This window comes from Streptomyces sp. NPDC007901 (assembly GCF_042959465.1).
In the GTDB taxonomy this organism is placed as follows: Bacteria; Actinomycetota; Actinomycetes; order Streptomycetales; family Streptomycetaceae; genus Streptomyces.
The window spans coordinates 170,283-186,324 of the sequence record NZ_JBIBKW010000020.1; the positions used below are offsets into that span (position 1 = coordinate 170,283).

General features: G+C 72.8%; 12 protein-coding genes. All 12 read right to left on the reverse strand.

The features are described 5' to 3' along the window. Positions 1–2: 2 nt before the first annotated feature. Complete coding sequence (gene dpgC / locus ACFZDK_RS43385; protein ID WP_390981368.1) at positions 3–1,301, reverse strand: (3,5-dihydroxyphenyl)acetyl-CoA 1,2-dioxygenase DpgC; 1,299 nt, start codon at positions 1,299–1,301, stop codon at positions 3–5. A 554-nt stretch (positions 1,302–1,855) separates the two neighbouring features. Then, positions 1,856–2,521 (reverse strand): enoyl-CoA-hydratase DpgB, encoded by a 666-nt coding sequence (gene dpgB / locus ACFZDK_RS43390; protein ID WP_390981319.1) that lies wholly within the window; start codon positions 2,519–2,521, stop codon positions 1,856–1,858. A 23-nt stretch (positions 2,522–2,544) separates the two neighbouring features. Further along, positions 2,545–3,648, reverse strand: a complete 1,104-nt coding sequence (gene dpgA, locus ACFZDK_RS43395) for a 3,5-dihydroxyphenylacetyl-CoA synthase DpgA (protein ID WP_390981321.1) — start codon at positions 3,646–3,648, stop codon at positions 2,545–2,547. Between the two features lie 118 nt (positions 3,649–3,766). Continuing rightward, positions 3,767–5,044 carry an aminotransferase class I/II-fold pyridoxal phosphate-dependent enzyme gene (locus tag ACFZDK_RS43400; protein ID WP_390981370.1) on the reverse strand — a complete coding sequence of 426 codons (1,278 nt, stop codon included), beginning with the start codon at positions 5,042–5,044 and terminating at the stop codon, positions 3,767–3,769. 308 nt (positions 5,045–5,352) lie between these two features. Continuing rightward, positions 5,353–7,929 (reverse strand): AAA family ATPase, encoded by a 2,577-nt coding sequence (locus ACFZDK_RS43405; RefSeq protein WP_390981323.1) that lies wholly within the window; start codon positions 7,927–7,929, stop codon positions 5,353–5,355. A 111-nt stretch (positions 7,930–8,040) separates the two neighbouring features. Continuing rightward, complete coding sequence (locus ACFZDK_RS43410) at positions 8,041–9,024, reverse strand: ParB N-terminal domain-containing protein (protein WP_390981325.1); 984 nt, start codon at positions 9,022–9,024, stop codon at positions 8,041–8,043. A gap of 393 nt (positions 9,025–9,417) precedes the next feature. After that, positions 9,418–11,577, reverse strand: coding sequence for an ABC transporter transmembrane domain-containing protein (locus tag ACFZDK_RS43415; protein WP_390981372.1), 2,160 nt, complete (start codon positions 11,575–11,577; stop codon positions 9,418–9,420). A 46-nt stretch (positions 11,578–11,623) separates the two neighbouring features. Continuing rightward, a complete protein-coding gene (locus ACFZDK_RS43420) occupies positions 11,624–11,848 on the reverse strand; it encodes an MbtH family protein (protein WP_033280615.1) in 225 nt (74 codons plus the stop codon). Between the two features lie 309 nt (positions 11,849–12,157). After that, positions 12,158–13,414 (reverse strand): ABC transporter permease, encoded by a 1,257-nt coding sequence (locus ACFZDK_RS43425; RefSeq protein ID WP_355728549.1) that lies wholly within the window; start codon positions 13,412–13,414, stop codon positions 12,158–12,160. Beyond that, complete coding sequence (locus ACFZDK_RS43430) at positions 13,411–14,133, reverse strand: ABC transporter ATP-binding protein (RefSeq protein WP_355728547.1); 723 nt, start codon at positions 14,131–14,133, stop codon at positions 13,411–13,413. The genes ACFZDK_RS43425 and ACFZDK_RS43430 overlap by 4 nt, the downstream gene beginning before the upstream one ends. Beyond that, positions 14,130–15,446: a peptidoglycan-binding protein gene (locus tag ACFZDK_RS43435; protein WP_390981328.1), complete on the reverse strand. Its 1,317-nt coding sequence runs from the start codon at positions 15,444–15,446 to the stop codon at positions 14,130–14,132. The genes ACFZDK_RS43430 and ACFZDK_RS43435 overlap by 4 nt, the downstream gene beginning before the upstream one ends. Continuing rightward, a complete protein-coding gene (locus tag ACFZDK_RS43440) occupies positions 15,443–16,021 on the reverse strand; it encodes a hypothetical protein (RefSeq protein ID WP_390981330.1) in 579 nt (192 codons plus the stop codon). Before ACFZDK_RS43440 ends, ACFZDK_RS43435 begins: the two co-directional genes overlap by 4 nt. Positions 16,022–16,042 lie beyond the last annotated feature (21 nt).

Consider the following 16,042-nt stretch of genomic DNA (forward strand, 5'->3'; position numbering starts at 1 on the left):
CGTCACCCGCTCCCCGCCGCGAAGCGGCCTACCTTGCCGATGACGTCCTCGCCGTAGATCCGCAGGGCCTGCTGGAGGGCGAACTCGGCCATGTAGGCGCGGAACGCGTCCTCGGGTTCGTCGGCGAGGTTGAGCATCCGGCGGTTGGCGAGCACGGCCTCGCCGTCGAGGCGGTCCAGTCCGCGTTCGACGGCGGCGTCCATCTCCTCTGGCTCGGCGACCTCGTCGACCAGCAGCCGGGCCGCCGGCTCCGCCGCCCTGATCCGGCGGCCGCCGAGGATGACCTGCCGGGCGAGCCGGGGCCCGGTGAAACGGCCGAGGCGGAAGTTGCCGGCGCCCGGGACGATGCCCTCCTTGGCGGCGGGCAGGCTGAAGTACGCGTCCGAGGCGGCCACCACGTGGTCGAAGACGAACAGCATCTGCATGCCGCCGCCGATGGCGAAGCCGTCGACCGCGGCCAGCCACGGCTTGTCGGCGTACCGGGTGTGCCAGCTCGCGGCATCGCCGAGGGACAGGCCGCGGGCGAGTTTGCGGAGGTAGCCGAGCTCGCGGCGGAGCAGGAAGCCGACCAGCGGGATGCCGCCGGAGCTGAGGCTCTTGAGGTTGATCCCGGCGCTGAAGATCCGCCGGCCCCGGTAGCGGGGGTGGGTCATCTCGCCGCCGCGCACCAGGCCGACCCGGACGCCGGGGTCGAGCAGGGCGAGGTCGACGGCGGTCTCCATGTCGTCGACCTGCTGCTCGTCCTCGGCGTTGAGCCGGTCGCCGCGGCAGAGCGTCAGCCGGGCGACGCCGTCCCGGCGTTCGAGCCGTACGGACTCCGTCTCCAGCACACCCGTGCGCCGGAACTCCGGCAGCAGCGCGATCGCGCGGGCGGTGGGCCGGAGCATCGCGTCGAGCAGGTGCGGGCCCGCGAGCGGCGAACGCAGCACGGCCCGCAGCAGGATGCCCTGGTCGATCTCGTGGCCCTCCTTGTCGGCCTGCGGCCGGGCCCGCTCCTCCGCGATCCGCTCCGCACCGGGGACCAGACCGGGAAAGGCGACGGCCGCCGCCTCGACCAGCTCGTCGAGGCGGAGCCACCGGGTACGGCCGTCGGTCAACCGGTCGTAGACGGCATCGGCATGCACATCAAGGAACCGCGCCCGCGCGCCCCGCGCCGCCTCCTTCACCGCCTCGGCGGCCTCACGCGCGGCAACACCCCGCCCCGCCGGCCGCCCCAGCCCGGCCAGCACCCGGTCAGCCTCGGCCGACGCCACCACGACGTCCTGCCAGCCGGCCGGCTCCGCCCCTGCGGCGACCCCCATGGCGGCCCCCTCGCTGCCGTTCCGCCGTCCGGGCAGCTCCGACGCATCGCCCACCCCCACGGCAGGCGCCCGGCCCTGGACGTCCGGGCCGACGGTGGCCGCCGCGACGGCCCGCGCCCTTTCCCCGGTCTCCTCGCCAACGGACCGCCGACCTTGGAGATTCGGCTGCCCGGTGGCCTCCACGAGAGACCCCTGGGGCTGAAACTCCGATGCGCCGGAATTCCCCGCGGCGGATGCCGGGCCCGGGAGCCCTGCTCCGCCAGAGCCCTCCGCCACGGACGCCCGACCCGAAAGCCCCGACCCTCCGGAACCCTCCACCGCGGGAACCCGGCCCGGAAAACCCGCTCCCCCAGAGCCCTCCGCCACGGACACCCGACCCGAAAGCCCCGACCCTCCGGAACCCTCCACCGCGGGAACCCGGCCCGGAAAACCCGCTCCCCCAGAGCCCTCCGCCACGGACGCCCGACCCGAGAGCCCCGGCCCTCCGGAACCCTCCGCGGCAGGCCGCCGGCCCGGAACGTCCGGCCCCCCGGAGGGGTCCGGTGGGGTGGTGGTCATGCGGGCTCCCGGGTGGGGAGGCGGCGTAGGGCGCGGTCGCAGGCGGCGAGGTGGGGGCCGAGGGCGTCCTCGAAGGGGGTGGTGGCGGCGTCGAGGAGGAGTTGGCGGCGGACGGCGAGTTCGGTGCCGCCGTTGTCGGCGTATCGGAGGAGCAGGTCGGTCAGGGCGGTGTCCGGGTCGTCCGTCAGGTCGTCGGCGAGGCCGAGGGTCAGGGCCCGTTGGGCGTCGATCGGGTCGCCGAAGAGGACGGCGCGGCGGGCGCGGCCGGCGCCGAGGAGGCGGACCAGGCGGAAGACGGCCATGCCGGGCCAGGTGGCCTCGCCGTCGGAGGGCAGCACCAGCCGGGTGCGCGGCGCCGCCAGGCGCAGGTCGGCGGTGAGGAAGGCGTCGAGGGCGGTGCCGCCGGTGTCCCCGGCGGCGACGGCGACGGTCACCGCGGGGAGCCGCTCGAAGCGGCGCAGGGTGCGTTCCCACTTGGTGACCAGCGCGGTGTCGAGACCGTCCGTCCAGCCCGCGTCGGGCGCGCCGGTGACGCGCAGCGCGGCGACGGCGGGACCACCGTCCTCCACCCGGTCGCAGAGCGCGGCGAGTTCCTTCACGGCCACCGCCGTCGGCGGCCGGCGGCCGTCCACGGTCAGGGCCGGCGTTGCGTCCACAGTCACGTCCACGTCTCCCGTGCCTCCCGTCACCACTGCACCAGTACCGTCTCGAGGGTGGATCCCGGCCCCATCGTCATCAGCACGCCGTAGTCGCCGGGTTCGGCGGCCTTCTCGTCGAGCAGCCGCTCGTAGGAGAAGAGGAACGAACCGCTGGATACATTGCCGTAGTCCCGCAGCACGCCGACCGTGTGGCGCAGGTCGTGCCGGGTGAGGCCGAGGTTGACGACGACCGAGTCGATGACCTTCTTGCCGCCGGAGTGCACCAGCCAGTGCCGGATGTCGCTGCGGCGCAGCCCGGTCCCGGCGAGCAGCCGGTCGATGACGATCTCGGCGTGCGCGCCGACCACGTACGGCACCTGCGGGTCGAGGTAGAAGCTGAACCGGCCCAGGTCGCGGTCCCAGTCGTAGCGCATCGCGCCGACCGCCTCGGGGATGATGCAGCTGGCGAACTTGAGGAGGGTGGGGCCGTCTTCGGCGCCCGCCGTCTCGTCCGGGCCGGAGAGCAGCGCGATCGCGCCGGCGCCGTCGCCGAAGAGGCTGTTGACGACCGCGGTGCGCATGGAGGAGTCCATGGCGTAGGCGGCGGAGCAGGCCTCCGTGCACAGCAGCACGGCCAGCTCCCCGGGGTGCGCGGCCGACCAGCCGGACACCAGGTTCAGGGCGTTGAGGCCGGCGTTGCAGCCCATGCCGACGATGTCGCTGCGCGAGCAGTGCCGGTCGATGCCGAGTTCGCGGATGAGCAGCGCGCTGATGCCGGGGGTGAGGAAGCCGGTGGAGGTGACGCAGCACAGGTGGCGCAGGTCGGACAGGTCGGCGCCGGCCCGCTTGAGGCAGGCGCGGAGCGCCTCGGCGCCCATCTCGACGGCCGCCCGCTTGTGTTTGTCGAGGAGGTCGCCCTGGCTCTCGGGGCTGCGCACGCCGTCCGGGCCGGGCTCGGGCAGCTGGAGGTGGCGCCGGTCGATGGCGCTGTTGCGGAAGACGGAGGTGATCTTCGGGTCGCTGATCGCGAAGGCGTCGAGGACGTCCTGCTGGGAGTAGGAGGCCGGGGGCACCGCGGTGCCGACGCCGGTGATGCGCGGCCGGTGCGCCGCGGTGACGACGCCGTCGCCTGCCTCGAGCGTGATGGTCATCGGAAGGTCCACCCCCACATACGGGACTTGCTGCGCGGTATTTGACGTGATCGCGGAGTCGTGCCGAAATCGCGCACGGATTCCACCTTTCGGAAACGTTCGGGAACGCTCGGGAAATTCAGCGCGGCCGGCTGTTCACGGGCTCGGGAACGAGGTCCTGGTCCGCGGCCGTCTGGGCCTCGATGAAATCGGCCAGGCGCGCTGTGCCTTCCTCGATCTCGGTCTTCGTCAGATAGCTGGTGGAGAGCCTCAGTGCCCGGTCTCCGCCGCCGTCCGGATAGAAGTAGCTGAGAGGTGTCCAGAGCACCCCGAATTTCTCCGCGGAACGGGCGAGTGCCGCGTTGTCGGCCCGGAAAGGGACCTGGACGGTGAGGAAGAAACCACCGGCGGGCCGGTTCCAGCGGACGCCCAGCGCTTCGCGGCGCGCGGCAGGGAGCCGGGCGTCGAGGCAGCGCAGGGTGGTCCGCATGGCGTCGCCGTAGTAGGCGGCGGGTTCGGCGTTCAGCGTGGAGATCCGGCCGTCCGCGGCGAGCAGGGCGCCGGCCACCACGGCCTGGCTCAGCGAGGAGGTGTTGACCGTCACCATGCTCTTGATCCGGGTGAGTTCGTCGGCGAGCAGGCCGGTGTACCCGTCCTCGTCGACGACTTGCTGGTCGGCGACGGCGAAGCCGACGCGGGCCCCGGGGAAGACGGTCTTGGAGTAGGAACCGAGGTGCACGACGGTCCGGGACCGGTCGAGCGACTTGAGGGTGGGCAGCGGGGTGCCGGGGCTGACCCGGCGGTAGGGGCTGTCCTCGACGATCAGCAGGCCGTGCCGCTCGGCGCTGGCCAGCAGCCGGTCGCGGGTGTCCCGGTCCACCGTGTTGCCCGAGGGGTTGGAGTGGTCGGGGATGACATAGAGGGCGCGGGGCCGCCGGCCGGCCGCCCGTTCCCGCGCGATCACGGTCTCCAGCTCGGCGAGGGAGAAGCCGTTCTCGTCCTCGTCGACCGGGACGACGGTGACGCCGAGCAGCCGGGCGGCGCCGGTGATGCCCGAGTAGCAGGGGCTGGCCACCAGGACGACGTCCTCGGGTCCGGCGACGAGGGCACGCAGCACCAGCAGCATGGCCTCCTGGGCGCCGACGGTGACGACCACCGACTCCGGCGGTACGTCGATGCCCTCGTCGGCGCGGAGCGAGTCGGCGATGATCCCGCGGATCTGGCCGGCGGTGGGGCCGTACTGGTAGAGCGCGGTGCGCACCTCCGCGGGGGTGCGGCCGAGGGCGGCCAGGTGGTCGAGATAGCCGCGGAGATGGTCGAAGACCTGCTCGATGTCGAAGAACCCGTCGTAGGGCCGGCCCGGCGCGAACGAGATGGCGTCGGGATAGCGGTGGGTGATCTCGTTCAGGAACGTCATGGTGTCCAGGACGGGATCACGGACGCTGGCGTGCAGGTCCCCCCTGCTCAGCACACGGCCGTCGGACGGGGTGCTCGGGAATGCGGTGGCGGACACGGAAACGCATCTCCCCCGGTGAGAATCGACGGCGTCCATGGCCCTGGAATCATCAGGTGGGTCGCGCCGTTTTCCCGGTCAGCATCACACGATTTCCGTCGCCCCAACAACGTGTCCAAGAGGCGGGAAGGTCGGTTGGACGGGTTCCGGAAGGCATGTCGAAGAGACCGCCGGGCATGGGCCAGAGATTTACGGGAGAACGCCCTCGGACGTCAGACGCGACTTTCTTCGACCATGTGCAGAACTTCTCCGGAGAAATGCGCGAGAGGTTCCGGAAGATCCGCCCGGCGCCGCACCTTGAGTTTCCGGTACACCTTGGTGAGATGTTGCTCCACCGTGCTCACGGTGATGCTGAGCAGGTCGGCGATCTCCCGGTTGGTCCGGCCGGCCGCGGCGAGCGCGCCCACCCGCCGTTCCGATTCGGTGAGTTCGGGGAGCGGGGCGGGGCGGGCGGCCGTGGCGGCCGGGCGCGGGGCGCGGCCCAGTCGTACGGCGCCGCGCTGGCGCCAGTCCACGAAGCCCGGGCCGTGCAGCCCCCAGCGGACCGCGAGTTCCCGGCAGCGTTCGAAGTGCCGCAGCGCTTCGGAGGTACGGCCGCGGGCGGCCTCGAACCGGCCGAGCGCGTAGCGGTAGGGCAGCGCGAACGGGGTGCCGGACATCGCGCCGGGCACGGGCACGTCGAGGGCGGCGCGGGCGGCGGCGGTGTCGCCGGCCTCGGTGGCCGCGAGCAGCGCGGTGGCGAGGGGCGCGCCGATCGCGATGCCCCAGGCGTCGGCGGTGAGCGTGAACAGCCCGGCGCGGGCGAGGCGTCCGGCTTCGTCGGCCTGGCCGCGGCGCAGCGCGGTGGTGGCGGCGACGGTCTGCAACAGGGCCCGCCGGACGGGGACATGGCGGTGGCCGGGCTCGGCCAGCAGGTGTTCGGGCCAGCGGTCGGCGCCGGTCAGCCGGCCGTCCTCCAGCAGACAGGCCAGGAGCAGCAGGGTGGCCGGGAGAGGGCCGTCGACACGGGTGCCGCGCAGGGCCCCCTCGGCCGTCCGGTGGGCGGCGCCGTCTCCACCGCCCCCGCCGTCCCCGCCCTGCCCGATGTCGCCGGCCGGTCCGGTGGCGCGGGCGAGCAAGGCGCTGGGGATCGGGGTGGCGCGGGTCCGGGTGTGCGCGTCGGGGTCGGGGCGGACCAGCCGGAGCCAGTCGTCCAGGACGGCGAGTTCGGCGCAGGCACCGGGGGTGTGGTCGGCGACATTGCGCAGGACCGCCTCGGCCTGCGTGAACTGCCCGTTCCACAGCAGCTGTTCGACGACCGCGCGGGCCTCCTTGGCGGTCACCCGGCCGGTGCGCGCGGCGCGGACGAGCGGGGGCAGCCGGCGGGCGGCCGCGGCGGGGTCGACGAGCCACTCGGCCTCGGCGAGGGCGGCGGCCGTCTCGTCCTCGCAGGGGGTGCCGGCGGTCAACTCGGCGGCTCGGCGCAGGTAGTCGACGGCGGGCCCGGCGTCGCCCGCGGCCAGCGCCTCGTGTCCGGCCGCCCGCAACACGTCGGCCTGCCAGCGGGAGCGCGCGGTGCCGCGGGCGGCGAGCAGTTGCTCGGCGACGGCCCGGGCGGGCACCCCGTCCCGGTGCAGGAGTTCGGCGGCGCGGGCGCGGAGGGCGGCCAGTTCGTCGGCGCGGAGGTCCTCGAGGACGGCCGACCGGGCGGCCTCGGTACGGAACCCGGTGCCGTCCGCGAGCAGACCGGCCTCGCACAGGTCGTCGGCGGTGCGCCGGACGCCGGCGGTGTCCTGGTCGAGGAGGGCGGCGATCAGGGCGGGGTCGGTGACGGGGCCGGTGAGTACGGCGGTGGCGCGGGCGACCGCGAGGGCCGCGGGGCCGGCGCGGTGCAGGCAGCGCAGATAGGCGTGGCGGAAGGCCGGGCCCGGGACCGGGCGGGTCGGCAGGGTGCCGGCGTGGTCGTCCCGGGTGGCGTCGGCGAGGGAGTCGACCAGCAGCGGGTTGCCGCCGGTCGCCAGGTGCCAGACGGTCGCGTCCACCCGGCTGACCGGGCCGGCGGCGGGCGTCGCGCCGGTCCGGACGTCCCGCGCGTCGTCGGCGAGGGCCTCGACCAGCAGCGGGTTGCCGCCGGTCGCCAGGTACCAGGCGGCGGTGTCCACACGGTCCGCCGCGCAGGCGCCCAGCCGGTCCGCCAGCCGGCGCCGCACACCCGTGGCGGACAGCGGCGCGAGCCGGATCCGGTGGCTGTAGGGCAGGTAGAGGGTCTCGGCATGCGAGGAGACCAGCGCCCGCTCGTGGCCGACGCACTCGGTGAGCACGACGAGCACGGCGGACGCGTCGATCCTGCGCATCAGATAGCGGAGGCAGGCGAGCGACTCCTCGTCGGCGACATGCACGTCGTCGACGAGGAGCAGGACCGGTGCCCGCTCGGCGAGGCCGGTGACGGCCTGTGCGAAGCGCCTCAGCAGGGCGCGGGAGGCGTAGCCGCCGGCGGCCGCGGCCGCGGCGATCACGGCGCAGTTGTCGGCGGCCCGGTCATCGACGGACCGGGCCGCCGCCCGCAGTGCGGTCATCAGCTGTTCGATCAGGCCGAGCCGGTCGTGCCGTTCGGCCGGCGACGCCGTCGCCGACGCGCACAGCGCGCCCTGTCCGGCGGCCCACTCGGCGAGCGAGCGCAGCAGCGCGGTCTTGCCGCAGCCGACGGGTCCGTCGGCGAGGACGACCGCGCCGCTGCCCGCGGCACACGCCCGGTAGAGCTGGTGGAGCTGTTGGACTTCCCCGTTCCGTTCCTGGAGGTTGTGCGGCACCTGGCCCCCCGACTCACTGTTCCCCCGACAGCTTGCTTCCAGGGTAGTCGCTCGTCGATCGGTCCTGCGGTCGTTGCCGCGACGGGTATGTCCGTTCTGCCGCTACGACGCTCAGCCGACCGACGCCGTCACGTCCTGCCGGACGCGGGTCGCGAAGTCCGCCCACATGTCGGCGAGTTGGACGGCGAGGTCGGCGACGATGCCGCTGCAGTGCGGCGGGACGTTGCCGATGATCGCGTCCCACTCCTCCTCACGGACGGCGTGGATCGCGAGGAGCCGCAGCAGGCTGCGGCCGGTCTCGGAGAAGCGCAGCGCCGGGTCGGCCGTCAGCCGCTTCACCAGGACGACCCGGTCGGGCCCAACGTCCACGCGGGTTCGGGTGGCGGGACGGGCCAGCCGCAGGGCGGTGGGTTCGCCCGGCGGCACCGGGACGGGACCGGCGCCGGTCCCGGCGGCGGCGGATCCTGCGCCGGCCCCGGTGGTGATGTCGTGGACCGGTTCGGCCTCGTGGTCGCGCCGACGGGACCGGGGCAGCGGATCCTCCCCGTTGCGCAGGCGGTTGCGCACGTCCCGCGCGGTCTCCGGGGAGATACCGGCGGCCCGGGCGACCTGACGCAGCGACAACTCCGGGTTCTCGGAGAGCAGTTCACCGGCGCGAAGGCGGCCTGCGGCGCCGTCCAGCGGGCGCATCCGGCCGTCCTGGCCGAGCCTGCGCTCGTCCGGGGCGGTGGCACCGGGGCCCAGCCGGCGGCGGATCTCGCCGACGGTTCCGGGGGCGATGCCGGTCACGGTGGCCACTCTGCGGTCGGACCAGTGGGGGTGGGAGACGATGATCCGTTCCGCGGCGCGCTGCCGGTCGGCGAGCGCGAGTGGCAGCCCGTGCGTGACGTTCAGCTGGACCGCGAGGACGAACGCGGCCGATTCGTCGCCGTCGAAGAAACGGGCGGCGATGGTGGTGTCCCCGCGCAGCCGGGCCGCGCGCAGCCGGTGAAAGCCGTCGATGACCCGCATCGTGGGACGGTGGACGATGATCGGAGGCAGCGCGTCGGGCGCCGCCGCGAGTATCTCGATGTGCTCTTTTCGTTCGCCCGCCAACCGTGGAGATCCGGCCAGGCATAAAGCGTCGATTTCCACTTGAACTACGGACTGTTGCTCGATGACTCCCCCGTGCTCCACCCCGACTCCTTGTCCGCCCCCCGCCGTCAGAACGGGCGGCTGTTCTCGCTCCTGGAAGAAGAACCTTCTTCCGAACCCTCCGTCCTGCGGGTATTTCTGCCGCCAATGCCGGGCCACGCTGATATCTTGCTTATTTCGACACCTAGCGCCATAAACACACCCGCCGTAGACAACACCGAACGTAACAGTCCCCCTGGGCGTTCGAAACCCCTGTCACCCAGGGCGACCGGGCGGCGTAGGGGTTCGACGGAACGACGCAGCGGTGCCCGCGACGCCGTGGGGCGTCGCGGGCACCGCTTCCGGGGGACGGGTTCAGCGCGGTCGGGGGCCTCCCGGGCCGCCGGGACCGCCGGGACCTCCCGGTCCCCCCGGCCCGCCCGGCCCTCCTGGTCCGCCCGGCCCCTCGGGCCCGCCGGGACCGAAGATAACCGGTCGGGGACCCGGTCCGGCCATCCCCGGGCCGGGCATCCCCGGACCGCCGGGTCCGGGTCCGGGACCGAAGCCGACCTGCCGGGGGCCGAAGCCCACCGGTTCGGGGACCCGCCGCTCCAGCAGTTCCTCCGCGTCGTCCTCGGCCTCGGCGGCGAGGGCGCGGCCGGCGAACTGGGTGCGGTGGAGTTCGGCGTAGAGCCCGCCGAGAGCCAGCAGTTCGTCGTGGGTGCCGCGCTCCACGATCCGCCCCTGGTCCAGGACGATGATCTGGTCGGCGTCCCGGATGGTCGACAGCCGGTGCGCGATCACCAGCGAGGTCCGGCCGGCGAGCGCGGTCTTGAGGGCCTGCTGGAGGGCGGCCTCGGACTCGGAGTCGAGATGCGCGGTCGCCTCGTCGAGCACGACCACCGGCGGGGCCTTGAGCAGCAGCCGGGCCATGGCGATGCGCTGCTTCTCGCCGCCGGAGAGCCGGTAGCCGCGGTCGCCGACCATGGTGTCCAGGCCGTCGGGCAGCGAGGCGACGAGCCGCCAGATCTGTGCGGCCCGGCAGGCCGCGACCAGTTCCTCCTCGGTGGCGTCCGGGCGGGCGTAGAGCAGGTTCTCCCGGATGGTGGTGTGCAGCAGGTGTCCGTCCTGGGTGACCATCCCGACCGTGTCGCCCAGCGACTCCAGCGTCAGGTCGCGCACGTCCCGGCCGTCGATGAGGACGGTCCCCTCCTCCGGGTCGTACAGCCGCGGCACCAGGTGGGTGATGGTGGTCTTGCCGGCCCCGGACGGGCCGACCAGCGCGGTGAGCTTGCCGGCCGGGACGGTGAAGCTGAGGTCACGCAGCGCCCAACTGTCGCCGTCGCGCTCGGCCGCCGGCGTGGCGAAGTCCTCCAGAGAGGCCAACGAGACGTCGGCGGGCCTCGGATGACGGAACGACACCCCTCGGAACTCGACGCCGGGGGCCGTGTCGCGGGTCGCGGCGGGCGGCAGCGCCACCGCGTCGGGTTTCTCGGTGACCAGCGGCTTGAGATCGAGGATCTCGAAGAGCCGGTCGAAGCTGACGAGCGCCGTCATCGCGTCGGCCTGGGCGTTCGACAGCTGGCCCACCGGAGCCATCAGCCGGGTGAGCAGCGTGGTGAGGGCCACCAGGGTGCCGATCCGGAAGGCGCCGTGCACGGAGAGCACTCCGCCGACGCCGTAGACCACGGCGGTGGCGACCGAGCCGATGAACATGGTCGACAGGAAGAGCATCTTCATGGAGACCGAGTTGCGGACGCCGATGTCACGGCCGCGGGCGGCGAGCCGCGCATAGCGGGCGGTCTCCCGGTCCGGGCGGCTGTAGAGCTTGGCGAGGAGCGCGCCGGCGACGTTGAACCGCTCGTGCATGAGCGAGCCCATCTCGGCGTTGACCTGCATGTGCCGGCGGGCCAGGCCCTGCAGACGGCGGCCGATGAGGCGACCGGGAAGGATGAAGAACGGGACCAGCACCAGGGAGATCAGGGTGATCGTCCAGGACAGATAGAACATCGTGGCCAGCACGAACACGACGGTCAGTCCGGAGGACACCACGGTGGAGAGCATCTGGGTGACCGCCTGCTGGGCACCGATCACGTCGGTGTTGAGGCGGCTCACCAGGGCACCGGTCTGGGCGCGGGTGAAGAAGGCGAGCGACTGGCGCTGCACATGGTCGAAGACCTTCACCCGCAGGTCGTAGACGAGGCCCTCGCTGATTTTGGCGGAGAACCAGGTCTCGCCGAATCCCACGAGGCCGGCGAGCAGGGCGATGGCGGCCACCGCGACCGCGAGTCCGACCACGGTCCCGGTGTCCCCGGCCGTGATGCCGTTGTCGATCAGGTACTTGAGCAGCAGGGGCGGGGCGACCGCGCAGGCGGCGTTCAGCGTGGTGCAGACCACGAGAATGCCGATGGAGCGGCGGTGCCCGCGGGTGTACGGGATGATCCTTTTCGTCGTTCCGGGCTTCGCCCGCTGTCTGTCGTTCGAGGAATCCGGCCCGTCGGATCGGACCATGACCGGTCCGGGCCCGCCCATCATGGCCACAGGTACTCCCTGGGTCGCGTCGCCGCGGTCTGGCCGGCCATCAGTGGGCCGCCTCGGTCTTCCTCATCGCGTCGATGAGGCTCTGCGGACGGAGATCCGTCCAGTTCTCCTCCACATAGGCGAGGCATTCCTTGCGCGTGGCCTCCCCGAAAGCGAGCCGCCAGCCATTCGGAATCTCTGCGAATGCAGGCCACAACGAGTGTTGATTCTCCCTGTTCACGAGCACCAGAAAGGTCCCGTTTTCGTCGTCGAACGGGTTCGCCATAATCGCTCCCACGGATCATATTCCTCGGTGGATGAGAAAACCCTAGCCGTCACTCATGGGACGAACAAGGCTCACCAATTCGAGGAACAATCCGAGGAGCAATTCCTGGATATAGGTATTGTTTATTCGGGGACGAGTGCAGTCGGGTCACCAGTGTCACGTGCCGGACGCCGACGCGACAGGGGCGTCCAACCGACCGACCCGAGCACTTGGACACCGGACCGGGGTGCGACGCCCCCTCCGCACAGGGGTGGACGGCGAGGGCGCCGCGGTCTGGATTGTCAACTGTCAATGCACGGCCGCCGCCGGCTAGTTGGTCGCGAGGGCCTCCGTCGGGGGCAGCCGGGCCGCACGGACCGCGGGGTAGAAGCCGGCGAGTCCGCCGATGGCGAGGGTCGCGGCCAGGCCGCCGGCCATCGCCCACAGCGGCACCAGGGCGGCCCACCCCTGATAGGCGGCGTAGCCGTCGGTCACGCCGATGCCCAGCAGCACGCCGCCCAGGCCGCCGAGCCCGGAGAGCAGCAGCGCCTCGGCGAGGAACTGGATCCTGATCTGGCCCCGGGTGGCGCCCAGCGAGCGGCGCAGCCCGATCTCCGAGCGCCGCTCCAGCACCGAGATGACCATGGTGTTGGCCACCCCGACGCCACCGACCAGCAGCGCGACCCCTCCCAGGCCCAGCAGCAGCCCGCTCAGCGTCTTGTCCGTCGCGTTCTTGGCGGCCAGCGCGTCGGAGGGACGGGAGACGTTGACCTCGTTGGGGTCCTCCGGGGACACCGTGGCGCCCAGGACGCCGTGCACCTTCTCGACGTCGGCGTCCTTCGCCCGGGTGTAGATCGTCGTCGGATAGCCGTCGAAGGACAGCTCCTTCTCCGCCACCGGCCAGCCCACGAAGGCCTGTGTGTCAAGGACCGGCAGCAGCTCGTTGTGCGCCAGCAGGCCCACCACGGTGAACCAGTGGTTGCCGAGCCACACCTGCACGTCGGGGCCGGCCCGGTGGATCCCGAGACTGCGTGCCGTTTCCGAGCCCAGCACCACGGCCGGATAGCGGCTGCTGGCGCCGTTGAGCCAGCGGCCGTCCACGATCTGCCCGCCGATGGACCGCAGCAGGTCGGTCCGCGCCGCGCTGACCGAGAGGCCGCCGGACTCCACCGACGGAATGCGGTCGTTGCGGTAGAGCTTCGCGTCCGTGGTCCCCGTGGCGGAGGCCGAGATCACCTCGGGTCGGCTCCCGACCATGGCGACGGCGTCCTCGGAAAGATGGGCGTTCGCGCCGGTCATGGTGGTGCCCGGGGAGACCGTGAGCAGATTGGTGCCGAGCGCGGCCAGCTGCTTGTTCAGGTCGTTCGTCGACGAGGTGGAGATGCCCACCACTCCGATCATCGCGGCGATGCCGATCGCGATGCCCAGGGCGGAGAGGAAGACCCGCATGGGCCGCGAGCGCAGGCCCCAGCCGCCCACCCGGGCCACGTCGGACAGGCTCAGCCGGGCCGCCCGGGGCCGCGGCGGCGGGGGCAGCTCGGCCCAGGGCCGCTCCCGGCCGGCCGGCGGCGACTGCGTCGTGCTCATCGCTCCACCCCCGTGTACGCCAGAGCCCGGGGCCCCGGTGCCCCCGAATCGTGCTCGATACGGCCGTCCCGGACCCTGACCTCGCGCGGCAGGGACGCCGAGATGTCCCGGTCGTGGGTGATGACGACCACCGTCGTCCCGGCCTCGTGCAGCTCGTGGAGCAGTTCCATCACCACCGTCCCGGAGCGGGAGTCCAGTGCGCCGGTCGGCTCGTCGGCCAGCAGCAGCGGCGGATCGCCGACCACCGCGCGGGCGATCGCCACCCGCTGCTTCTCACCGCCGGACAGCTGCTGCGGCTCGTGCAGGAGCCGGTGCCCCAGGCCCACCCTGCGCAGCGCCGCCTCGGCGAGCCGACGCCGCTCACGGCGGGGCCGTCCGCCGTACAGCAGGCCGTCCGCCACGCTGTCGAGGGCGGGGACTCCGGCGGCGAGGTGGAACTGCTGGAAGACGAAGCCGATGGTGCCGGCCCGCAGCGCCGACAGCTCGCGGTCGTTGAGGGAGTCCACGGCGTGGCCGGCGATCGCCACCGTCCCCGACGAGGGGCGGTCCAGCGTGCCCATGATGTTGAGCATGGTGGACTTGCCCGAGCCCGACGGGCCGACGACCGCGAGCATCTCGCCGCGGTGGACCACCAGGTCCGTCTCGACCAGGGCGGCCACGTCGCCGTACGACTTGCTGACTCGGGCCAGCTCGATCACCGGGTGGGCTGCGACGGTCACTTCGGGACCCCCACGACCGTGCCCGCGGTGATGCCGGTGCCGGAGATCTCCACCATGCCGTTGCCGAACGTCCCGAGCTTCACATCGCGGTACTCCGTCTTCGCCCCGGTCACCACCTCGACCGCGTAGCCGCCGCCGGGCAGCGCGAACAGGGCGCTGATCGGCACGGCCAGCACGTTGGCGCGGGTCTCGGACGCGAACTCGACACTGACGGAGGCGGCCTGGTAGGCGCCGATCTTCGCGGCGTCCTTGACCTTCAGCTCCACCGGGACGGTGGCGTTGGAGGAGCCTGAGCCCGAGGACCCCCCCGAACCTCCGGCGGGCGAGGAGCCCGAGGAATCGTTCGACGACGTCGGTGTGCCGATGTCCGTCACCAGGGCGGTCACCGTGGTGTTGTCCGGCAGCGTGACGGTCGCGGCCCCGCCCTTCTTCGCCAGGTCCGCGTACTGCACGGGCAGGTCGACGGAGATCACCCGATCGGTTCCTGTCCAAGTGAGCACGTCCCCGGCGAGGGTGTCGCCGACGGCGAGCTCCGCCTTGGCGACCCGCCGCGCGCCGGAGGCCACCAACGCGTCACCGACCCGCACCTCCCCGGTCTGCGAACGGCCGAGCTTGTCCTGCCACTTCTCCACGGCGGCGGCCGTGCCGTAGTCGTAGGTGTCGTCCACCGTGAAGCCCCGGTAGCCGAGCGCCCGGAGGTTCTTCTCCAGCATCCTGACGTCGCTGCCGCTGCTGCCCGGCTTCAGCGTCCGGTACAGCGGCACCGAGCCGTACAGCAGCGGCACCGACTGCTGGTCGACCTTGTAGACCGGCTGTCCGCGGGTGATGGTGTCGCCGTCCGAGGGCATCCAGGTGACGATCCCGGAGCCGGCCCCGCCACCGCCCTGCGCCGACCCGCCGGACTGCGCCGAGCCGGACGACCCGGGGGCCTGGACCGCCGCGGTGTCGCCGTACCCGAGCTGCCCGTCCACGGTCTGGGAGCTGGTCAGCGTCGTCCGTTTCACCTGCACCGTGGCGGGCGGTCCGGAGGGCGCCGTCGCCCCGGTCTTGTCGTCCCCGCCGCCGAACACGCCCGAGGCGGCGCCGGCCGCGGCCACGGCGACCACCACCGCACACGCGACGATCAGTGCGATGCGCATCCCGCGGCGCCGCGGGCGACCGCCCTCGGGCGGCGGCTGCTCCACGGCACCGCCGTTCCCGTCGAAGGAGGAGGCGAGGGCCGCCGCGGCCCTCGGCTCCAGTTCCCCGCCCGGGACGTCCGCCGCACTCTCGGGGGCAGCCGTCTCCACGGTCCCCTCCTCGCGAGCGGTCACTGCCCCCCTCCTGTGACCATCAGGCTGCCGCCGGGCCGGATGCTGTAGCAAGCGGCCGTGGCCTTGGCGAAGTTGGGGTCGTTCTGCCCGGAGATACCGGCCGCGTCGGCATCGATGATGATCGTGCTGCCGTCGACCTTGGGGTCCTGGAAGTTGGGCATACCGTTCTTGCGGATGCACTTCGCCCACGCGGCGACCTTCGTCGCGTCGAAGGACCGGCTGTTGGCGGCGGCGCCGGTGTCACCCTGCACCAGCTTGGACTGGCAGGCCGACTGGGCCGACTTGAAGGTCGGCGAGTTCTGGTCGACGTCCGCGGGGACCGTCAACTGCACCCGGCCCTGGCTGTCCTCCTTCGGGTCGGGGTAATTCGAGACGCCGTTGTCGCGCATGCACTGCGAATAGGCGACGGCCGAATTGGAGGAGCCGCTCGACGAATTCGACGAGCCCTGGCTGTCGCCGGACGCGTCGGTAGATTTCGAGTCCGACGAACAGCCGACGAGCACTGTTCCGGCCGTCAGCACGGAAAGGACCGCCAGGACCGGCCCGGCCATACGCTTCTGAAATGTGTTCGGCATACCACCAGTTCTACGGGGCAC

Coding starts and splice junctions, on each gene's coding strand:
- dpgC (WP_390981368.1), bottom strand. CDS start 1,301: ATGGGGGTCGCCGCAGGGGCGGAGCCGGCCGGCTGGCAGGACGTCGTG.
- ACFZDK_RS43425 (WP_355728549.1), bottom strand. CDS start 13,414: ATGAGCACGACGCAGTCGCCGCCGGCCGGCCGGGAGCGGCCCTGGGCC.
- ACFZDK_RS43400 (WP_390981370.1), bottom strand. CDS start 5,044: ATGACGTTCCTGAACGAGATCACCCACCGCTATCCCGACGCCATCTCG.
- ACFZDK_RS43415 (WP_390981372.1), bottom strand. CDS start 11,577: ATGATGGGCGGGCCCGGACCGGTCATGGTCCGATCCGACGGGCCGGAT.
- ACFZDK_RS43440 (WP_390981330.1), bottom strand. CDS start 16,021: ATGCCGAACACATTTCAGAAGCGTATGGCCGGGCCGGTCCTGGCGGTC.
- dpgA (WP_390981321.1), bottom strand. CDS start 3,648: ATGACCATCACGCTCGAGGCAGGCGACGGCGTCGTCACCGCGGCGCAC.
- ACFZDK_RS43420 (WP_033280615.1), bottom strand. CDS start 11,848: ATGGCGAACCCGTTCGACGACGAAAACGGGACCTTTCTGGTGCTCGTG.